General features: G+C 43.2%; 18 protein-coding genes. 14 read left to right on the forward strand and 4 right to left on the reverse strand.

The window, feature by feature from the left end; genetic code table 11:
* Positions 1–171: 171 nt before the first annotated feature.
* From cobU to IM485_RS01810, 5 genes are all read left to right on the forward strand, one after another.
* Entirely contained in the window at positions 172–723 is a 552-nt protein-coding gene (gene cobU, locus IM485_RS01790) for a bifunctional adenosylcobinamide kinase/adenosylcobinamide-phosphate guanylyltransferase (RefSeq protein ID WP_104397078.1), read from the forward strand.
* 5 nt (positions 724–728) lie between these two features.
* Complete coding sequence (locus IM485_RS01795; protein WP_104397077.1) at positions 729–1,523, forward strand: class I SAM-dependent methyltransferase; 795 nt, start codon at positions 729–731, stop codon at positions 1,521–1,523.
* Between the two features lie 9 nt (positions 1,524–1,532).
* Entirely contained in the window at positions 1,533–2,123 is a 591-nt protein-coding gene (gene leuD, locus IM485_RS01800) for a 3-isopropylmalate dehydratase small subunit (RefSeq protein ID WP_002796901.1), read from the forward strand.
* Positions 2,124–2,224: 101 nt separating this feature from the next.
* Positions 2,225–2,401, forward strand: a complete 177-nt coding sequence (locus IM485_RS01805) for a hypothetical protein (RefSeq protein WP_002737666.1) — start codon at positions 2,225–2,227, stop codon at positions 2,399–2,401.
* Positions 2,402–2,491: 90 nt separating this feature from the next.
* Complete coding sequence (locus IM485_RS01810) at positions 2,492–4,564, forward strand: AAA family ATPase (protein ID WP_104397075.1); 2,073 nt, start codon at positions 2,492–2,494, stop codon at positions 4,562–4,564.
* Between the two features lie 29 nt (positions 4,565–4,593).
* On the opposite strand, the gene IM485_RS01815 is transcribed toward IM485_RS01810, so the two are convergent.
* The gene (locus tag IM485_RS01815; RefSeq protein ID WP_104397074.1) at positions 4,594–6,831 is read right to left on the reverse strand and encodes an FUSC family protein; all 2,238 of its coding nucleotides are present in this window, start codon (positions 6,829–6,831) and stop codon (positions 4,594–4,596) included.
* A 220-nt stretch (positions 6,832–7,051) separates the two neighbouring features.
* On the reverse strand, positions 7,052–8,497 hold the full coding sequence (locus tag IM485_RS01820) for an Ig-like domain-containing domain (RefSeq protein WP_104397073.1): 1,446 nt from the start codon (positions 8,495–8,497) through the stop codon (positions 7,052–7,054).
* A gap of 388 nt (positions 8,498–8,885) precedes the next feature.
* On the opposite strand from IM485_RS01820, the gene IM485_RS01825 reads away from it, so the two are divergent.
* From IM485_RS01825 to IM485_RS01835, 3 genes are all read left to right on the forward strand, one after another.
* Positions 8,886–9,074: a hypothetical protein gene (locus IM485_RS01825; RefSeq protein WP_287740853.1), complete on the forward strand. Its 189-nt coding sequence runs from the start codon at positions 8,886–8,888 to the stop codon at positions 9,072–9,074.
* Between the two features lie 850 nt (positions 9,075–9,924).
* Positions 9,925–10,152: a DNA-directed RNA polymerase subunit omega gene (locus tag IM485_RS01830; protein ID WP_002737694.1), complete on the forward strand. Its 228-nt coding sequence runs from the start codon at positions 9,925–9,927 to the stop codon at positions 10,150–10,152.
* Positions 10,153–10,422: 270 nt separating this feature from the next.
* Complete coding sequence (locus IM485_RS01835) at positions 10,423–10,845, forward strand: SufE family protein (protein ID WP_002740581.1); 423 nt, start codon at positions 10,423–10,425, stop codon at positions 10,843–10,845.
* Between the two features lie 4 nt (positions 10,846–10,849).
* Here IM485_RS01835 and IM485_RS01840 read toward each other — a convergent pair whose 3' ends face one another.
* Positions 10,850–11,401, reverse strand: coding sequence for a ferric uptake regulation protein (locus IM485_RS01840; protein WP_104397072.1), 552 nt, complete (start codon positions 11,399–11,401; stop codon positions 10,850–10,852).
* Between the two features lie 105 nt (positions 11,402–11,506).
* On the opposite strand from IM485_RS01840, the gene IM485_RS01845 reads away from it, so the two are divergent.
* Positions 11,507–12,772 (forward strand): DnaJ domain-containing protein, encoded by a 1,266-nt coding sequence (locus IM485_RS01845; protein WP_287740857.1) that lies wholly within the window; start codon positions 11,507–11,509, stop codon positions 12,770–12,772.
* On the opposite strand, the gene IM485_RS01850 is transcribed toward IM485_RS01845, so the two are convergent.
* Positions 12,710–13,339 (reverse strand): molybdenum cofactor guanylyltransferase, encoded by a 630-nt coding sequence (locus IM485_RS01850; RefSeq protein ID WP_287740860.1) that lies wholly within the window; start codon positions 13,337–13,339, stop codon positions 12,710–12,712. The genes IM485_RS01845 and IM485_RS01850 overlap by 63 nt on opposite strands.
* A 149-nt stretch (positions 13,340–13,488) precedes the next feature.
* Here IM485_RS01850 and IM485_RS01855 point away from each other — a divergent pair, with 149 nt between their 5' ends.
* From IM485_RS01855 to IM485_RS01875, 5 genes are all read left to right on the forward strand, one after another.
* Entirely contained in the window at positions 13,489–14,628 is a 1,140-nt protein-coding gene (locus tag IM485_RS01855) for a DegT/DnrJ/EryC1/StrS family aminotransferase (protein WP_104397069.1), read from the forward strand.
* 37 nt (positions 14,629–14,665) lie between these two features.
* Positions 14,666–15,571, forward strand: a complete 906-nt coding sequence (gene crtB, locus IM485_RS01860) for a cyanoexosortase B (protein WP_104397068.1) — start codon at positions 14,666–14,668, stop codon at positions 15,569–15,571.
* Positions 15,564–16,310 carry a cyanoexosortase B system-associated protein gene (locus IM485_RS01865; protein WP_104397067.1) on the forward strand — a complete coding sequence of 249 codons (747 nt, stop codon included), beginning with the start codon at positions 15,564–15,566 and terminating at the stop codon, positions 16,308–16,310. The genes crtB and IM485_RS01865 overlap by 8 nt, the downstream gene beginning before the upstream one ends.
* A gap of 154 nt (positions 16,311–16,464) precedes the next feature.
* Positions 16,465–17,679: a polysaccharide biosynthesis/export family protein gene (locus tag IM485_RS01870; RefSeq protein ID WP_104397066.1), complete on the forward strand. Its 1,215-nt coding sequence runs from the start codon at positions 16,465–16,467 to the stop codon at positions 17,677–17,679.
* A 113-nt stretch (positions 17,680–17,792) separates the two neighbouring features.
* Positions 17,793–20,015 carry a GumC family protein gene (locus IM485_RS01875; protein ID WP_104397065.1) on the forward strand — a complete coding sequence of 741 codons (2,223 nt, stop codon included), beginning with the start codon at positions 17,793–17,795 and terminating at the stop codon, positions 20,013–20,015.

The following is a 20,015-nucleotide window of genomic DNA, read 5'->3' on the forward strand; positions in this document are numbered from 1 at the left end:
TGGAGGGATCGGGGGTAAAATTCAGGTACTTTTTCCCTGAAAATTAGGTAACTGACTACCTCAAAATCGGTAAAACCCTACACCCCACACCCCACACCCCACACCCTGCCCCCACCAACAAACTTTTTCAGCAGACCCTATATACTTTAGTTATTTGCCAAAATCTCGATCGTGCATGAAAAAATTATCCTAGTTACAGGGGCTGCCCGTTCTGGGAAAAGTGAATGGGCCGAATATTTAGCCAAAATCAGCCAAAAACCCGTTATTTATATCGCCACCTCCTCGGTGGATGAAAAAGATCAAGAATGGTGCGATCGCATTGAAAAACACCGGCAGCGACGTTCCCCCCAATGGCAAACCCAAGAAATTCCCCGACAATTAAGCGAAACTATTGATAATAGCCCATTTACTCACTGTTTATTGATCGATTCCCTCGGTACTTGGGTAGCCAATTGTTTAGAAATGTCGGCAGCCGAATGGTTAGAAATTAGCGATCGATTCTTGTCTTCCCTCAAAAACGCGGCCGTTGATGTTATTCTGGTAGCGGAAGAAACCGGTTGGGGTGTGGTTCCCGCTTATCCCCTCGGTCGTCTGTTTCGCGATCGTTTAGGCGATCTCTGTCGTAGAATTGGCACAATAGCAGACGCGGTTTATCTAGTTACCGGCGGCCATGCTCTTAATTTAAGTCAATTGGGTCAGTCTTTGTCGATAATTGGGCAATAGAGAAGATGAGCAACGATTATCAGCGTCAAGTGATTGATTTTTATGCCCTTCGTCACGATTACGATAACGATTTTACACAAGCTCGCGCCCTTAAATTAGTAAATTATCTCTATTTACAAAAAAGCCAATCTGTGCTAGACGTGGCAACGGGAACGGGATTTATTGCGGTCGCAATTGCCCCAAAAGTAAAAAGTGTCATCGGGGTTGATTTGACACCAGAAATGATTGCCAGAGCCGAAAAAAAGCTAGAAGCATTAAATATCGAGAATATTGACCTAATTAACGCCGATATAGCTGCCATTGACTTTGCCGAGTCTAGTTTCGATCTGATCACCTGTTCTCTGGCGATTGCACTTTTCCCCGATATCCCGCAAGTGCTGGCAAAATGGTATCAATGGTTAAAAAAAGGCGGTTCGGTCGCTTTTTCCTGTAATAATTTAGAATCCCACTTCCTACCCTTGATCAGTGGTGTTTGTCGCGAAACCTATGGTTTTGAGTTGCCTAATCTGCACACTCCCATCGCCACCCCAGAAAAATGCCATCAATTGCTGGAAAATGCGGGATTTACCAATATATCGGTCAATGTCGAGCAATTAGGTCGATATTTGCCCCTAGAAACTGCCAAAAACTTCTGGTATGGGCAGTATTTTCATCCTCAGGATAACCCTTTCGACCGCCTATCGGCTGGCGAAATTGCGACTCTAGTGAACAATTATCGCCGAGAAATCGAGAAAAATGCCACCGATCAGGGGGTATGGCAAGATGCAACCACCTTTTTTATCACTGCTAGTAAAAGTTAGAAAAAGATCATGAGTCAAGTTAAAACCATCTCCGGACGAGCTTTACCCTTGCGAGGCAACGATATTGACACCGATCGCATTATTCCGGCTCGTTTTTTGCGTTGTATCACCTTTGAAGGTTTAGGCGAACAAGTGTTCGCTGATGATCGAGCGGCTTTACAGGGGAGTCATCCTTTCGATCTACCCCAGTACCAAGGGGCGAAAATTTTGGTAGTCAATGGTAATTTTGGTTGTGGCTCTTCTCGGGAACACGCACCGCAAGCGATTTTACGTTGGGGAATTCAAGCAATTATCGGGGAAAGTTTCGCCGAAATATTTTTTGGCAATTGTATCGCTAATGGGGTTCCCTGTGTCACTGCCGAGGCTAAAACCATCGCCCATTTGCAGGATTTAATTGCAGCTAATCCCGAAATTCCCGTCGATCTTTCCTTGACAACCATGACAGTGGAATGGGGGGATTTTGTCGCTACCGTGTCTATGAATGAAGGTTCCCGACAGATGTTAATAGAAGGGGGTTGGGATACCTGCGGACAGCTTTTACAAAATCTCGATCTGATTCAATCTACCGCCCAAAAGTTACCCTATTTAAGTTTCGTCTAGGGAAACAATAGAGGCTGAGGGTGCGTTAGTAATAGATTAACGTACCCCGGCAGGGATTTTGTTGGAAATGCAGCATCTGTAAATATTAAAAAATCTGCCCTATGACTAATCCTGATAATAATCTCCAAAATATCCAAGAACCGATTTTAAACGCTCCTGAAGATGTACGAAAAATCATCGATCGCGTTTTAAAATTGGAAAGAGATAAATTATACCAGCGCAATCCTCGTAATATCAATGATGATGTTTTAACGATTATTAAAGAAGTAATTCAATAATTAGCTTTTAGCTATCAGTTATCAGTTATCAGTTATCGGTTCACTGTTTACTGTTCACTGAAAAAACTTGTCCCTCTCCCCTATCTAAATATGAAACTACTATCAATAAAGTTATGTAATTTTCGACAATTTTATGGTAAGACTCCTGAGATACATTTAGCGGCGAGTTCTCGCAATACGACGGTAATTTATGGAAATAATGGGGCGGGAAAAACAACAATTTTAAATGCTTGTACCTGGGTTCTTTATGAAAAATTTACAGCAGCTTTTGCCGAACCAGAGTTATTAGTTAATAAACGGGCAATTACGGAAGTAACCACGGGAACTTCCATAGAATGTTCCGCAGAAGTAAACTTTGAACATGAAAATAAACGCTATCAGGTAAAACGAAAATTTTTCGCCTACCAAGATGTAAATAGTAAAATTAAATACGGTTCAAATAGTTTATATATGCTCTACGCTGGTGATGATGGCAATTGGTACACACCCAATCAACCACCAGAGGATATTATTAATCAAATTTTACCCGAAAGTTTACACCGTTATTTCTTTTTTGATGGGGAATATATCGATCATCAATTTCGCAGTAGTAGCCAAGGTAAAATCGCCGAGGATACCAAAGAATTATTGGGAGTTAAAGTATTAGACCGAGCGATCGAGCATTTAAAAAAAGCCAAAAAATCTTTACAAGATGATCTTAAAGATTTAGGTGAATCGGATTTAAAAAAGTTATTGAAACAGGAAAGTAAAATTGAGCAGGATTTCGAGAAATTAAAACAGCGTCAGCAGGATATTATTAGCCAGTTATCCCAGCAAGAAGAATTAAAAAAAGCCGTTACTAATCGCTTACTAGAGTTAAGTGGTGCCGAAGAATTAAAACAGTTAAAAGAAAAATTAGAACAACAGGAAAGAAATCTGCGACAAGATTTAGTCAGAACTAAAGATAAGTTAAAGAAATTAATTTCTCAGCAAGCTTATCAAGTCTTTTTAAAAGAAATTAATCAAAATTTTCAGCAATTAATCGATCTCCTACGACAACAAGGGGAATTACCCAGTGGTATCAAACAGCAATTTGTTCAACAATTATTAGAGCGGAAAAAATGTATTTGTGGTCAGGAATTACAGGAAAATAGCCAAGCTTATTTAGAGGTACAAGACTGGATGAATAAAGCAGGAATGGCCGATGTGGAAGAAGCGGCCATTCGCTTATCTTCCACAGTCAAAGAAATGGATAAAAGGGTCTTAGATTTTTGGCAAGAAGTGGATAATTATCAAGCTAATATTCACCAGTGGCGCTTAGAATTATCTTTAGTAGAATCAGAATTAGATGAGGTGCGGGATAAATTTCGCCATTATCCCGATGAAGATATTAAAAATCTGCAATCTCGCTTAGATGCGATCGAGGATTCCCTAAAAGATTTACGATTGGAACAGGGTAGCAATAAAAATCAACTAGATATCTATGAAAAAGAGTTAGAATCCCTGCAAAAGCAGGTACAAAAACAGCAACAAAAAGAGGAAAAATCTAATTTAGGACAACGACGTATTTTAGCGACTCAAGAGGCAATTAATCGCATTAGTGAGGTAAGACAGAGATTAGAAAATCAGTTTCGTTTGTCCTTAGAAAAACGGGTACAGGAAATCTTTAGCTCAATTTCTTTTACTCCCTATATTCCCCGTATTAGTCCCGATTACGAGGTAAGACTATTAGAAAACACCACAGGATTCGCGATTCCCGTAGCAGCTTCCACCGGAGAAAATCAGATTCTTAGTTTATCTTTTATCGGGGGAATTATCGATCGAGTGCGAGAATGGAGTCAGAAAAATACTTTGATGGGAATTGATAGCAGCACTTTTCCTCTGGTGATGGATTCCCCTTTTGGTAGTCTTGATCATATCTATCGTCGGCAAGTGGCGATCGCTATTCCCAAATTAGCCAATCAGTTAATTGTTTTAGTGACAAAAACTCAATGGAGAGGAGAAGTAGAAACCGAGATTTCTCCCTATATTGGTAAAGAATATGTGTTAGTTTATAATTCTCCGAAAGCGGATTGTCAAGAGGATTTAATTAATCTTCATGGTGTTGATTATTCTCTGGTTAAACGCAGTCCTAATAATTTTGAATATACGGAAATTATCGAAGTTAATCGATTTTCCTCCTGACTGCTAAATTCTCTTGTCATAACTAAATTTTAACTTCTAATAAAACGATCAATTGCTGTGTTCATTACCCCAACACGACTGGATAATTCCACAAGTTCCGTGGTGACAATATTATAATCCCCTAAATATTTCTGGAGATTAGTTCCCTCTTTCTGATGGCCAATTTCCACTAACCTTTCCTCTCGCAATTCTTGCAAATGATCGAGGATATTTTCTAAAGTATCTTCGAGGGGAGGTAAGAGAGAAGGAGGATTATTTGCTTGCAAAGCTTGGGTTAATTGCGTCAAAGCTTGGGTTATTTGTTGCGTGAATAGACTCAGATCAGGATGGGGAGGACTACCGCGATATTGTTCCAATTCCGTCAATAAAACTGTCACCCCGCGACCAAAACGAGGAATATAATTACTCAAAGTTATTGCCGGTTCCATTTGTGGAAAAGGTGTGCTAGGATCATCAATTAATCTTTGTAGCGCTGTTTGCATAGTTGTATTTGCTCGTCGAGCTTTATTGCGATAGGAAGATAAAATTGCAGTTTGATAGGATGATTCTCCCAAATAAACTGCCATAACTGAGTGAAAAAATATTTGATTAGCTTCTAATGCTTTAATGGCAGCGAGGGAAAAACGTTCATCTTCATTAACCCGTAAAAAACCGAAGGAAAGGACAAAAGCTAAAGCACTACCAATTAAAGTATAAACTATTCTGATATACTCTAAATTAATCCCGTCATTGCTGGCATCGAGACGACTGATAATTAAAGCAAAAATTGTGATAAAAAATACTGCCAAACTATAGTGAAATCGCACCAAAGCTAAAGCGATCGCTATAGAAATCACTCCAATAATTTCTAACCAGATCGGATTATCTATAACTGGCAACAGTGCCAAAACAAAAAACGAGCCTAAAATCGTGCCAAACACCCGATTAAAAAAGCGTTGAAAAGTCAAGCTAAAATCTGGTTTTAACACAATAACTAAGGTTAAACCAATCCAAAAACTATGGGTAATTCCTAGCTTATTGTAAATCAAGACTCCTACGGCACTTCCCAAACCCAAGCGTAAACCATGGCGAAATAGGGGCGATTCTAGATTAAAATTAGATTTTAATGGTTCCCACCAAGCTTTTTCTTGACCGTACTCTTTTTCTATACCTTCAAAGTTCCGCTGCCAGGGATTTTTTTTATCTGAAAACTCCTCGCTTTGCCGCAAATGTTGCGCTGTTTCACTGGCTATTTTTAGCTGTTTAGATAATTTTTTTAAACGATTATTTAATTGCGAAATTGCCACATAACTGCTATAATCATCCTGAGCATTTTTTAAAACTTTAGCTTGCAGGTTTTTTTGTTGCTCGATCGCCTTGAGTAATAGCTGCAAACGCTCACAATCCGGTCGTTTATTTCTACCCAAAATTAACCAGGCAATATCTTCGCTAATTTCCGCCACTTGCACGAGAATATCTTCTAATAAAATACCCACCGTGGTCAGTTGTGGCAAGGGATGAAGATGAAGCAATTCTCGCAGCGCAATTAAGCTGGTATTAATGCGATCGCTATCTTCAATCAAGACGATTAACAATTCCCGCAGCTCATTCTTTCCCCAACGTCCCCGACGCGTCAAGGTGACAGTTTTCCTCGAACGGAGCAACAGTTGGCGAATTTGGTCAAAATATGGCTCCTCATGAGCATTAGAACGAGAGTGTAAAGGCAAAGAACGGAGATAGGTGGCGATACCCTGAAAATTTTCCGCCGTTACCTGACGTAAAGGCTGATTAGGACGAAAAGGCCAGATAAACAGCGCTAAAAAAATTGTCCATCCCCCTCCCAACACAGCGATTCCGGCCCGTTGTAAAGCGACGATAATATCTCCCGATGGTAGAGAAACAGCAAAAAGCAGCAATAAACTGATTACTACCCCAGCTAACGCCCCATTTTCCCCGTAAACTGTCAAATAACCCGCTAGAAACAACCCGCAAAAAACTATCACCACGGTCAATCCTAGCCAAGCACTGGCTAATGTGCCGATAATCAAAGCTAGAGCCATCCCGATAGTCGTAGCGACTAGGGTTTTCGCTCTCAGGCAGTAAAGTCCCCCCACGTCGGCTAAAATCAAGATTTGAGCCGCTAAACCGACCATTAACCCCACTTCTGACCGATCTAAAATATCACCGATAATAATCGGTACTGTGATGGCTAATAAAGTCCGAATCCCCCGCTCGATCTCGATATCGCCACTAGGACGCAATAAAAAACCAAATCGCTGAAGTAGCATATAGCACTTATCTTAATGGTGAGGTATGAGGTTTTCGTTTTCGGGAGTCATACTAAATCCCGTGAGTATAAGCTACATATCAGGAGAGGCAATCCTGCAAAAGAGGGAATAGATAATCAGTCTTTAATAACCGGATTTAGTATCAGTATTCTCCGAGTCACCTGATTAGGTAAGGATTTCTCTCCTGTCTCCTGTCTCCTAACTCCTTAATTCTGCCGTATTAGGGCAGCCAACGGGGTTTAAAACCGGCGTTGAGTTCTTGAGGTAAAATTTTCGGGATGCTATTGGGACTGAACTGATCGGGGAGTGGCAATAACCAGAGACGACCATCGGCAATACTCGACCCCTCCCCAGTGACTAAATCATTTCCGACTCCAAAGGGTATGGTTGCTAACTGATCAAATAATAAGGCCACGCCATCGGGAGACATACTCATCTGCACGTCACGATAATTAGGTAAAGCCAGCAGGGGGATCATTTTACCCGTTTCTAGCTCAATAATCCCTAAAAAAGGTTCTTCTTTCACCTTGCCATCGCTGCCCATAACCAGATCACTTTTCAGACAGTAAAGGGTTTTTTCCTGTCGTGGTTCAAATTCACAGCTAATAATCGGATTAGCTGTTCTTAGCAGTAGTCTTGACTCTCCCTGATCATTGAGTAAAAATAGCGATCGCTGATTATCCGGTTCTGATTTCACCATTAATTTTTGGCGACCATCCCGGGAAAAAGCGAGTATTTTCTCGTAGGTGGGCAAAAATTGCGGTTTTCCTCCTTGAACATCCAAAGGAATCACCGCTACCCCTCCCGTTTGACTGACAACCGCTTTTTTACCGTCGGGAGATAGTAAAAAATTATCCCCTTGTATTCCTAACGGTCGCGATTGTCCATCATCACTGATTACCCATAAACTGGCATCCCCCGGATTCCCATGATTAATTCTCTGCACGATTAGGGTTTTGCCGTTATCTGAGAGATTAAAGCGCAGATTTTGATAGGTTTTCGCATCTAAAAACCTTTCTATACGACCACTGGGCAAATTTTGACTATTTTCGTCATGATTTAACCCCGTAGTAATTGTATAAAGTTGCTGTTTTGGGGTATCTCGTCCTAAGTCAGAGCGATCAAAGGCTGAGAATAAAATTCTATCCCCCCTCGGATAGATTTGAAAATCCGTGACCACCAGATCCCCAGGGGTAAGGATGGTTTTTTTCAGTTCTGTGACGTTATTTGGCCCCTGAATGATATTACAGACGATTAAACGGCCTCTTTCCTCTTGGTTGACCCCAATATAGGCAAAAGCTCGATCGTGGCTGTAAAATTCGCCGATAAAGTCCTCACCTTGAGCAATAGGTAACTTTACTTGATATTTTTTGCCGTAGATGGGCAATTCTGTCAAAGTATAGGTCAAGCGATCTCCAGCCCAGCTAATTTTACCCCGCAAAGGAGGATTGATCACCAAGCTGGTTTCTATATCGGAACGGTCAATCGGTCGATTAAAACTTAAAGTAAAATAATTGTCCCTAACGCCGATTTTTCGCCCTTGCCAGCTAAAATTCTCCCCTCGCGTAGGGACTTGATTTCCTTGTATCAAAATCGACGATATTGCGGCAATTAAAGCCAAAATAGTCGCTAAAACTAAGCGATCGAACCAAGCTAATCTTTTCATCAGTTATCAGTTATCAGGAGTCAGTTATCAGTAGTCGGTCGTCGGTCGTCAGGAGATTGCTTTTATTTATTCTCCCATCTCCCCCCTCTACAATAATTACTCCCAACCAGAAACACCTTGGCTGCATATCATACTTTGTGCTTTTTGTCAAAAAAACTTTTTTTTTGCAACAAAACTACATAAAAAAAAGATCATCGTTGTGGGTGAAATTGACTGATTTACCCGTTTTAATTAGGATCACCTTCTAGGTGTGGCGAGGGTTTTAACCATTGCTGCCCAAAAAAGCACAGAACAGGCCACTATGAAATTTTATCAAATCGCTGTAACCATCACAACATCGTTGTTAAATAATAATCTTTCTCAATTAATTCTTAAGGATTTATAAATATTGCGGAATGTTAATTTAAATATTCTCAAGTTTTTACGGTCAATAAATAATTTTTACTTATCTTTGTCCAAAATTGGGTTAGAAGTCACGAGTCAGGAGTCAGGAGATTATTTTTATTTATTATCCCCACACCCCACACCCCACACCCCACACCCTACACCCCACTTGCCACTTTCTTATCAGCTTTAGTAATGATTGTCATCGGTTTTTTCAATCGAATAAATAAAAACGCCCCCAAAAAGGAAGCGTTTTTTAACTTATCATGAGGACTTAGCAAAATGTGTGCAGAGTTAGAATGCGGATGTTGGATGGGGATCCAGCATCTGTTTATTTTTAACCATCGATCGCCAGCACTGTCAAGTCCATGGGGATAGCATCACCGGAAGCTAAATCGAGGGGGAAGTTATCGAAAATTTGGGTTGAAAACCCCGTCCTTTTAGGACGGCTTTAAGCTACAATGGAAAAAGCGATAACCAAGCTAAAAACTGAACCTTGACAACAGATAGTAGGGGGTTTCGTTCACAAAAGAATTCAAATTCGGCCTTGAACGAGTAAAACTTTCTAGAAAATGAGGTTGAACATTAGATTTTTTCGACTTGTTCAAAGTGGCCGTCTGGCATTCGGACAATCAAAACGGACGGGTCGGAAAGCGTAAGACTACCGCTAAGGCATCGGCATCCCGTGAAGCGTCAACCCAGCGGTCGGTCGTTCAATTAAGTTTGTTCGCTCTGCCGGTCATCACCGTCGGGCCCTGGCGGTGAGGATGTCAAATGTTCAAGTATATTTACAGCCCCCGCAATTGTCTCCCTTTTTTGGGTTTATTTATTTCAAAAATTATCTCTTTATTTGTATATTTTTAAACTTGTATAAAATTGATTTAAGTTTTGTAAAAAGTAGTTGACAAAATCCGATCGAGATCAAGTATCACCCTATCCTTAAGGTTGACAAAATATGGTAAGGTGGACTGAGTAATAAAACTGATCACTAACCTATTATCAGTGACAACTGCCAAATTCACCAGAGAAGGCTAAATATAACTATGTCCAAACGGTTTAAATTCGACTCCTCCGAGATGATTTATCTCACCGATAAACTGATGAATGTGGCCAGCAATCGTTACTCGATCGTCGTGCAAGTCGCTAGACGGGCCAAGCGCGTCCGCTACGATACCGTAGAAAATATCGATGACCCGATGATTAAACCCGTCCAAAGGGCCCTGATGGAAATGACCGACGAATTAACCGAACCGGAATTATTACGCGATTAATCCCCTAAAGTTGCCGGGGAACCCACCCCCTACATTTCATCGGGGTTGCTCCCCAGCGCTCTTAGTCTTTTTGATCATCGAGGTCTATTGTAGGAAAGGTTAACCATAGCTCCTGCAAGCGTAGTGTTTGATTGATGCCAATTCTAGCAGATAGCATCAATGCGTTTTGATTAAGGGAGTCCTGGCATCCATAACCATATCGCTCAACTTCCGCGAGAATGCTAATATAAAAAAGCTATTGGCTAATTTTTTCCTATTTTAACTCGCAATATGCTCCCGTCTAATCTCGATCGCATCGTCGAACGCCTCAAACGTCGTACCGATCCTAAGCAAAAATACGAACAATTACTAGCTTTTGCTAAAAAACTAGAACCAATACCAGAATCTGCCAAAATACCCGCTAATAAAGTCCATGGCTGTGTATCCCAAGTTTATATCACTGCCGACCTCGAAAATGGCCAGGTTTGGTACAAGGGCGATTCCGACGCGCAATTAGTCAAGGGTTTAGTGGCTTTGTTAATCGAGGGGTTAAATGGACTGACTCCCTCGGAAATCCTGCAAGTCACCCCGGATTTTATCGAAGAAACCGGTTTAAAAGTCAGCCTTACCCCTTCCCGCGCCAACGGATTTTATAATATTTTCCAATTAATGCAGAAAAAGGCTCTCGGTTTTCAGTTGGGAATGTCCGCTTAGATGTCTAGTTTTCTGGTTCCGGTTCCTTTAATTCGGGAGTCTCGCAGTTTTGGAAACGAGTATCCACCAGCGAACGGGTGCAACCCCAATTACTCGGTATTCCCGACGGCCAACCCATCCGCAAAGCTTCCGGACAGATGGCCATCACCGTTAACTGACAATCGATTAACTGAAAACCCTCTTTCTCACACTGTTTGAGACTGTGTTTGAGAATGGAATCATTGTTAAATTCGATGGTTTTATTACACTGAATACAGACCAAATGATGATGGTGGTGGGGATAGGGTTGATTGAGTTCGTAGTGTTTATGACCCTCGGCCAATTCCAACTCCCGCAAAATTCCCATCCGCGACATCAGTTTAACACTGCGGTAAATTGTCGATAAACTAATTCCTTCCCCCCTTTTGTCCAGCAATTCCTGCAATTCTTCGGCGCTGAGATGATTGCCTTTCGGTAAATTCTGGAAAACGTGCAGAATTTTCTCTCGCTGGGGAGTTAAGCGCCACCCCCGCGCGTTGAGTTCCGCTTTCAGGGAGGAAGCAGTGTAGGCAGACATAAGCGATCAACTCTCAATAAAAGCTATTTAATTGACAATGATAGTCGTTTCGGCGAGCCATTGGCAACAATTTTAAGTAGTTGAAAATTCCCCCCGCATTCAAGTATGAAAAATTACTATGAAATCCTGCAAATTCCCCGTCATGCCAGTAATAATCAGATAAAAGCCGCTTTTCGTCGTCTGGCCCGGCAATATCACCCCGATTATAATCCCAATGATCCGGAGGCAGTGACAAAATTTCGGGAAATTGAACAAGCTTATCGGGTTTTGAGCGATAAAGGTCAAAGAAAAGAGTATGATCGCCGTTTATCCCCAGAAATACCCACTTTTAACCCCAGTGCCGAGGATTTTTATCAACAGGGATGGCACTACGCTCAAGAGAGAAATTATCAATTAGCGATCGCATTTTACCAGCAAGCGATCGCAATTAATCCGCAATTTTGGCAGGCCTATCTGCAACGGGCGGAAGTTTACTACCATAATCAGCAGGATCGGCAAGTTTTAAGCGATTGTCGGCAAGTTTTGCAGTTAAAACCCGATTGTTCCCAAGCTTACTATTACCTCGGTTTATCCCGTCAACGACTCGGTTACACCCAATCTTCCCTAGAAGCTTATGGCAAAGCAATCGCCATTGATCAAAATAATCCCCAATTCTATTATCAAAGAGGATTGGCTCTAGAGGAACTCTCGGAACTGCCAGCAGCACGAAAAGATTTTCAAATAGCAGCCAAGAAATTTAAGCAGCAGGGAAATTTTCGCCGCTATCATGCCATTATTAATAAGTTAAAATATGTTCATAAAAGTTATCGACAACAGCAATCAATTAAGTGGTCAAAAACTCTTTTTATTATTTTTAATTTGCTGAAAATCTCTTTTTTATCTTTGCTCAAACCCAAGACGGGTCTAGCAGAGGCCTTTTTAAAGTTCAACCGTAATCAGGCTTTAGCTACGGGGGTATTGGCGGCAATCATCAGCAGTGTTTTTATCACTTTGACTTGGCAAAACTGGACAGTTAAATCTGAGTTTTTACTATTATTAGGCTGGGCAGTATTTCCTTTTATTATTCTGACTTTATCTAGTTGGTTAGGCAGAAAAATAAGTAATAAATATGGTAGTCTCACTGGCGATATATTTTTAGGTGGCTTGATAATTTTGCCCTTTTCCCTCGTCATTTGGCTCACTTCCTATTTATCCATAAATGGCGATATTATCGGCGCAATTATCGGTGTAACTGGAGGTTATCTAACCGGAATACTCTACTATGGTTATCGCCATTTATCCAATATTTCTTCGCAGATCTCTTTACTTTTACTCCCTTTTGTGCTGGGGTTTCTTACGGTTAATATCTGGGGAGTTTATTATTATCTCTAAATCTTCTGGGGTATTACAGTTAAATAAGATATCAGAATTATCGATGATTAATTCCTCCACCACATCGGCATTTAACCACTTTTGAAAAGAAGTTCCCCCCTGCTTAATATAAGTCTGCAAAGATGCTAAACAACGATGATGATAAAAAGCACAGAGAGGTTCCCAACGATTGCCGTAGCGGGGAACCAAACCGATGGCATTTTCTGGTACAGTGGCTAATAATCTTGACCATTCTTGAATAATTGGGGACGTTAGTAAAGGTAAATCGCAGGGGAGCAATAAAACCCAATCGGTTGATACAAAAGTTAATCCCAAGGCGAAGGCCAATAAAGGCCCCCCAGTGGGAAGCGGTTCCTTGATTATTTGGGAGTATTGGGGAATGATAAGTTCATAACGTTCCGGCCAAGGCGTGATCACAGACACTTGTACTGCACAATCTTGGGCAATTAAACAGATATTCTCCAGAAAAGAGAGACCTTGAAAAGATAACAAAGCTTTATCTCGTCCCATGCGGGAACTTTCGCCACCGGCCAGAATTAACGCCGTTAAAGCGGGAAAATCACTCATAATAAGCAGTTCTAAAGGATAAACCACAGAGGCACAAAGGACACGGAGAAGAAGACAGAAAGGACAAGAGAGCCTAAAAATCTAGGCAACTTGCTCAAACCTATGCTAGTCTCCTGATAATTAATAATGTCTCCGTAAACAAGCAATAGATGAATTCCCATTTAATCAAAGTTCCCTTTGTCGATTTAACTTGGCAAAATCAGCCCCTACAAGCAAAAATTGCCGAGGCAATCCAAACAGTTATCGACCGGGGAGATTTTGTTTTAGGCCAAGCTTTAGCCGAATTTGAAACCGCCTTTGCCCAAGCTTGCGGAGTCGAGTATGCTGTGGGAGTAGCTTCTGGCACTGCTGCTCTTGCCCTAGCTTTACAAGCTTACGGCATCGGTGCCGGGGATGAAGTGCTAGTCCCCGCTAATACCTTTGTCGCCACCCTCATGGGTGTTATTCAAGCGGGAGCTAAACCAGTTTTAGTTGATTGTCACCTCGATACGGCCTTAATTGACCTCGCGGCGGCCGCCCAAAAAATTACCCCCAACACCCGCGCCATTCTCCCAGTACACCTGTACGGACAGATGGTATCACCCCAACAATTACAGGATTTTGCCCGCAGCTATAATCTGATTATCCTTGAAGATGCGGCCCAGGCCCATTTAGCCAGTAGAGAAGGTTATCGCGCCGGCAGCATCGGTGTGGCGGCGGGGTTTAGTTTTTATCCCAGTAAAAATTTAGGCGCTTTTGGCAATGGCGGAATGTTAGTGAGCAATGATCCTGAAATTAGCCAAAAAGCCCGCAGTTTAAGAAATTATGGCGCACCGAGCAAGTATTTTCACACTGATATCGGCACTAACAGCCGTTTAGACAGCATACAAGCCGCCATTTTAAACGTTAAATTACCCCATCTGGAAGGCTGGAATCAGGCCCGTCAGCGAGCGGCAAGACAATATGATCAGCTTTTGGCTCCTTTAGCCGATAAGGGCATTTTACCCATAAGAGACGAAACCAAAACCAGTCATGTCTATCATCTCTACGTTATTCGCATCCTTGCCCATTGTCCGGTTGATCGCCAACAACTACAAGAACAATTAACTGCCGTCGGTATTCAAACCGGCATTCATTATCCGATTCCTTGTCATCTGCAACCGGCCTATCGCTACCTGGGTTATCAACAGGGAGACTTTCCTAATTCAGAGATTCTCTGTGAAGAAATTGTCTCTCTCCCCATGTACCCTGGTATCAGCGAGGGGCAAATTGAAACCGTTGTTGAACAAATCACTGCGATCATCGGGTAACATAAATTCAGAATTTGTCACTAAATCGCTCTGTCCTATGGGTATTAGTCCTTCCCTATCGCCCGTCTCCCACAAAAATCGGCAATCTTGGCTGATGATCGGTTTCTTGGCGGTTATCTATGGTCCGGTGATCTTTCACTGGTACGATGGTTGGCTGAATAAATCGATCAGCACCGAACACGAATACTTTAGCCACGGCTTGATCGGCCTTCCCTACGCCGCCTATATTGTCTGGCAGAATCGCAAAAAATGGCAACGCCTCGAAGATCGCTCCCACCCCCTCGGAGCGTTTTTGTTAACCCTAGGAGCGATTTTTTATCTCCTCGGCTCCTCCCTTTGGGTTAGTATGTCTTTCCCGATTATGTTAGCGGGAATCTGTCTCTGGTTAAAAGGAAAGGAAGGTTTTAAATTACAGGGATTTCCCCTACTTTTAACGGCTTTAGCGACTCCTAATCCTATCCCCTACCTGATTACTCCCTATACCTTACCCCTGCAGATTTTTATTGCTGCTTGCGCTGGTTTTATTCTCCAGCAAGCAGGCCTAGATGTCTCCGTTGACGGCGTTTATGTAGCGGTAGAAGGTCGGATGGTGGAAGTCGCTCCCTACTGTGCCGGGCTGAAAATGTTATTCACCAGTCTCTACGTCACGCTGCTGCTGCTCCATTGGACTGATACCATCCAAAACGGTCGTAAAACCCGCTTTATGCTCCTCAGTGCCTTTGGAATTAGTGTCGGGGCTAATATCATTCGTAACGCGCTTTTAGCTTGGTTTCACGGCACAGGACAGGAGGAAAACTTTAAATTACTCCACGATGGCTGGGGGGGCGATTTATACTCCGTCTTTATGTTATTACTCATCCTTTTGGTCTTCCAAATCATGCAGTATCGCGAGGTAGTCAGGAAACAGTCCCCGGCTCAAGAGGAAGTTAACCAGGATGATTAGTCGAAAAATTCCGGCCGAGGTAAGTTTAGTGTTAGATAAAATCAAAAAAAAGCTACCGGGTAATTATTTACTGCTGTTGTGCTTGCTGCTGATTTTGATTTTAGGGGGTATCTTACCCAATTTAATTTCTGGCCAGTGGTCTTGGCTGGATCAAGCGAGAATCGGTAATATTCAGAAAATGCGAGCCCTACAAGAATCGGGAATCAAGTTCTCTGCCCTGAAAACCACGGACCAGAGCCAGGGTGAAATCGGTGAGGGAAAATGGTCGATACAAGTGGTGGAAAGTCCTGATGGCAAGAGGATAACCGTGCTTTTGAAGCCACAGATTTACTATAAAAATCAACCGGGGTTAGAATGGTCGGATATCGGTTCTATTAGTCGTTGGAATCAGGGGGAAACAACCGAGCTATCAATTCCCACCCAGTCAGGAGGAAAGGCCACGGCCAGATTCTATCGGGCTTGGACACAAAACACCTTTGCCGTGGTGCAATGGTATGCTTGGCTAGGTGGTGGTCATTACGATCCCTCTGTTTGGTATTGGCTTGACCAATGGGCGCAATTAAAAAGACAAAGAGTACCCTGGATAGCCGTTTCCTTGATGATTCCCTTAGACCCGATGAAAGAACTGCAAACTCTCACCCCCTTTGCTCTCAATCTCGCCACGGAAGTGCAGAGTTACTTAGAACAAAATGTCTTAAGTCAATTAACTTCCGTGCCTCAGAGCAAAAAAGAAAAGTAATTTTTCTGCTGCTAACCATCTCTTTGAAAAAACTAGCTCAAGGCACTTTTGTAGCCATTAATAGCTGCTTTGTTCCTCTCCCACTAGATAACTCCCAGAAAATAAATTATCATCGTCAGAACCCAAAAATTGATCAATCTGTATGATTCCACCAATGCTCAACAAGTTTTTGCCAGTTAGTTTCTTCAGAACTGGGGCTATAGCCTTATCGGGGTTGAGTCTGACAGGGTTCTTATGGGTAATTGACTCTAAGGGCCTCAAGGCCCAGGGTCCTTTGTCCATACCCCAGACTCAACCCGGAACTGGGTTAGAATTTTTGCCCCCCGAACCGCCTAATCCCACCTTTCCTGAAAACACGATTCCCCCCGCTGGCTACAGTCCTCCGGTTTACTCTCCCAATAATTCCCAATCCCGACAAATTCAGACCTATCGACTCGATATCGGCGATCAAATTACTGTCTCGGTTCCCGATTTTCCCGAATTTAATTCCACGGGGCCAGTGGATCCCGATGGGAATTTTCTGGTGCCGATTTTAGGCCGTATTCCGGTACTCGGCTTGACTTTAGACGAAGTGCAAACTAAAATCCGCCTCGAATTGGGGCGAAAATACTTGCGGGAGGAACCAGAAGTCATTGCTGTTTTAACCACTGCCCGTCCCGTCCAGTTGACCATTCTGGGAGAGGTACAGCGACCGGGGTTTTATAGTATCGCTCCTAATACTTCCCTAGCACAGGTAATTTTGGCAGCGGGTGGTGGCACTCCCAGAGCCGATCTGCGTTCGATCCTTGTCCGTCGGGTTTTAGTCGATGGTACAGTGTTAGAGGAGAAACTTGACCTTTATACTCCCTTGATTAAGGGGGAACGCTTGCCAGATCTGCGTCTGCAAGGAGGTGATGCCGTGGTTGTTTCCAAGTTAGAAGTGGGCCAAGAAACGGGATATAATCGCACCCTAGTGGCTAGAACCACCCTCGCCCAGCAGAATATTACCATCAGGGTTTTAGCTCCCTCACTTCCTTCGGGAATTTCCCTGAGAAATGTTTCGATTCCTAATGGCAGTACCTTCCTCGATGTGGTGGCTAGTTTACCGGTTTCTGATCGTCTGCGGATTAATGTCAATGAAGTGTCCCTGCTACGTTTTGACAGTGTCAAAGGGGGAATTGTTAGTCAAACTTTGAGTCCGATAGCGGCAGTTAGGGGAGACATCTCCCAAAATGTTCCCTTAGAAGATCAAGACGTAATTATCGTCACCCGCACCCTATTGGGGGAAATTTTCGCCGCTTTTAATATTATTACTCAACCCATCCGCGATCTTTCCAGTTTTACCAATACAATTCTCAACATTAGCAATCAATTCGATCGCTTCAATTGACGGACAACCCGCCCGTCTCACTCCTTAACACAACTTCATAAGCTAGGATTTCAAGGCCGAGAATAACTCTTGACCGCTAGAATGTAAAAAATCTGGGAATATATTAAAAAGCTATGGCTGCACCAATTGTTAAACGATTTCTCATCTCGCTAGATCAGAACAAATTTGTCGGAATATTCGTCTTCCTCGTCTGTTTAGGTGGTTCTGCGATCTTTGCTCTTCTCCCCGATCCGGAGAAACCTCCCACCTTTTATCGGGCAGTGGGACAACTGGCCTATCGGGTGCCGCCGCCGGCTTTTACCAGTACGGGAACCCAACTGCAAGAACAGGGGCGGGCTATCGATCGCGATTTACTGCTATCTCCCCGGGTATTGATCAATACAGCCAAAAAATTGCAATTTAATCAAGAACAGATCGTTAAAATTCGCGATCAAGATTTAAAAATTACCTTCCCCGGTGAAGCGGAGGCACAAAACAATAATGTCAATCGGCCTACAACAACCGACCAACCCCAAGAGGTGCTTTTAGAGTTAACGGCCGACTCCCAGGCCAAGGCGGAGTTAATTCTCGAAACCTTGATGAGGGAAATGGTGGAATACAGCCGCTGGCTGAATACTTCCCAGTTACGCGCCCGCATAGAAGCTCTCGGTGTCCGGCTTAACGAAGTCCAAAAAGATTTAACCAGAGCCGAAGAAAAATTTTATCGCTACATTAGTACCCAGGGTTCGGATTTACTGGCCATTCAAGATGGGAGTTTATTCACTGCTATCACCAGTAGTCAACAGCAACAGCGAGAAATTCGCCTAGCACTGCAAGGTATTCAAGGACAAATTGATAGTCTGAGTAAACAACTCGATTTAACCCCCGATCAGGCTTACACCTCCTCGGCCCTTAGTGCTGACCCGATTATTGCCAGTATCCGAGCGCAGATCTTGGACACAGAAGCCCAATTGGAGCGACTAGAGAAGGATTTACGTCCCGAACATCCCACCGTAGTTAAATTACGCAAACAACAACAGGTTAACGAATCTCTCTTACAAAAAAGAGCCACCGAGGTGATCGGAAAAGATGGTGTCCTGACCGCTCTTCCCAGCAATCGCATCCGTCAGCAAAGTAATCTCGATGCCGCCCGTCAACAACTAGCGGGTCAATTAGTCGCCCTGCAAACTCAGCGCGAGGGTTTACTGAAACAATTAGAATCCTTAGTGACTCAGGAACAGCAATTACGCTCCCAATACGAGAGATTCCCCGATAAACAGCTACAGCAAGCTCGTTTAACCCAAGCCGTCGCCTTTCAACGGGGTATCTACGAGAATATTCTCAATTCTCTGGTGGATGCTCAGGCCGCAGAAGCGGAAACCGTGGGTAGTCTCACCGTCGCCCAACCGCCAGTTGCTGAACCGATCGAACAGGTGTTTAACCGCAAGAATCGTACCTTGATTCTCTTGGCGGGTGCTGGTTTGGGAACTTTAGCTGGATTGGGTACGATCCTGCTGTTAGCAGTAATCGACGATCGCCTGCACAGTCCGCAAGAATTGCGGGAAGCTTTGATTAGTCGGGATATACTCCTCTTGGGACAATTGCCGATTGTCCGGAATTTAGAGGGTGAGGAAATCGAGCCGATTCTCGTCGATGCTGATGCCAATTATCTCCCCTACTACGAACGTTTACGCAGTACCCTGCGACGCATTGGCAGCAGCGAAACGGTGAAAGTGGTTGTTATCACCAGTATTACTGGCGAAGAAGGTAAAACCGCCACTGCCTACAATCTGGCGATCGCTGCTGCTTTAGCGGGGCGACGGACTCTGTTAGTAGAAGGAGATCTGAGAAGTCTTTCCAAAGCCGACAAAATCGGAGTCATTCCCGATCCTAATTCTTTCTCAGAACCCCTACTGTACTACGGGGCAAAAAGTAAATCGATCCGTCTGGCCCCAAATATTGAAAACCTTTCCATTTTGCCTAGTCCCGGTCCGCAAAAACAGGCGGCAGCTATCATTGAATCGAGTGAATTACAATTAATTCTCAAAGATTCTCGCGGCCGTTTCGATCTGGTGATTGTCGATACTCCTTCCCTGTCTAGCTGTAATGATGCGCTTCTCTTAGAAGAACTAGCGGACGGGATTATTCTGGTAACGCGCCCGGCCATAACTCGTTCTAGTCTCTTGAGTGAAGCAACGGATCAGTTAATAGAAGCGGAAGTGAAAATTTTAGGGGCAGTGATTAACTACGTCGATATAACAATGACTCTCAAAACCGCCGAACCAGAACTGCCAGCTTTGATAGTTCCCTCAACACAGGGACAAACAGAGGTGGAGGAAGTGAAAGTGGAGGTGTAA

Source organism: Microcystis sp. M169S2, from assembly GCF_020245865.1.
In the GTDB taxonomy this organism is placed as follows: Bacteria; Cyanobacteriota; Cyanobacteriia; order Cyanobacteriales; family Microcystaceae; genus Microcystis; species Microcystis ichthyoblabe_A.

Bases quoted from the DNA above. Each gene is read 5' to 3' on its own strand.
- IM485_RS01795 (WP_104397077.1), top strand. From the start codon at position 729: ATGAGCAACGATTATCAGCGTCAAGTGATTGATTTTTATGCCCTTCGT.
- leuD (WP_002796901.1), top strand. From the start codon at position 1,533: ATGAGTCAAGTTAAAACCATCTCCGGACGAGCTTTACCCTTGCGAGGC.
- IM485_RS01805 (WP_002737666.1), top strand. From the start codon at position 2,225: ATGACTAATCCTGATAATAATCTCCAAAATATCCAAGAACCGATTTTA.
- IM485_RS01810 (WP_104397075.1), top strand. From the start codon at position 2,492: ATGAAACTACTATCAATAAAGTTATGTAATTTTCGACAATTTTATGGT.
- IM485_RS01815 (WP_104397074.1), bottom strand. From the start codon at position 6,831: ATGCTACTTCAGCGATTTGGTTTTTTATTGCGTCCTAGTGGCGATATC.
- IM485_RS01820 (WP_104397073.1), bottom strand. From the start codon at position 8,497: ATGAAAAGATTAGCTTGGTTCGATCGCTTAGTTTTAGCGACTATTTTG.
- IM485_RS01830 (WP_002737694.1), top strand. From the start codon at position 9,925: ATGTCCAAACGGTTTAAATTCGACTCCTCCGAGATGATTTATCTCACC.
- IM485_RS01835 (WP_002740581.1), top strand. From the start codon at position 10,423: ATGCTCCCGTCTAATCTCGATCGCATCGTCGAACGCCTCAAACGTCGT.
- IM485_RS01840 (WP_104397072.1), bottom strand. From the start codon at position 11,401: ATGTCTGCCTACACTGCTTCCTCCCTGAAAGCGGAACTCAACGCGCGG.
- IM485_RS01845 (WP_287740857.1), top strand. From the start codon at position 11,507: ATGAAAAATTACTATGAAATCCTGCAAATTCCCCGTCATGCCAGTAAT.
- IM485_RS01850 (WP_287740860.1), bottom strand. From the start codon at position 13,339: ATGAGTGATTTTCCCGCTTTAACGGCGTTAATTCTGGCCGGTGGCGAA.
- IM485_RS01855 (WP_104397069.1), top strand. From the start codon at position 13,489: ATGAATTCCCATTTAATCAAAGTTCCCTTTGTCGATTTAACTTGGCAA.
- crtB (WP_104397068.1), top strand. From the start codon at position 14,666: ATGGGTATTAGTCCTTCCCTATCGCCCGTCTCCCACAAAAATCGGCAA.
- IM485_RS01865 (WP_104397067.1), top strand. From the start codon at position 15,564: ATGATTAGTCGAAAAATTCCGGCCGAGGTAAGTTTAGTGTTAGATAAA.
- IM485_RS01870 (WP_104397066.1), top strand. From the start codon at position 16,465: ATGCTCAACAAGTTTTTGCCAGTTAGTTTCTTCAGAACTGGGGCTATA.
- IM485_RS01875 (WP_104397065.1), top strand. From the start codon at position 17,793: ATGGCTGCACCAATTGTTAAACGATTTCTCATCTCGCTAGATCAGAAC.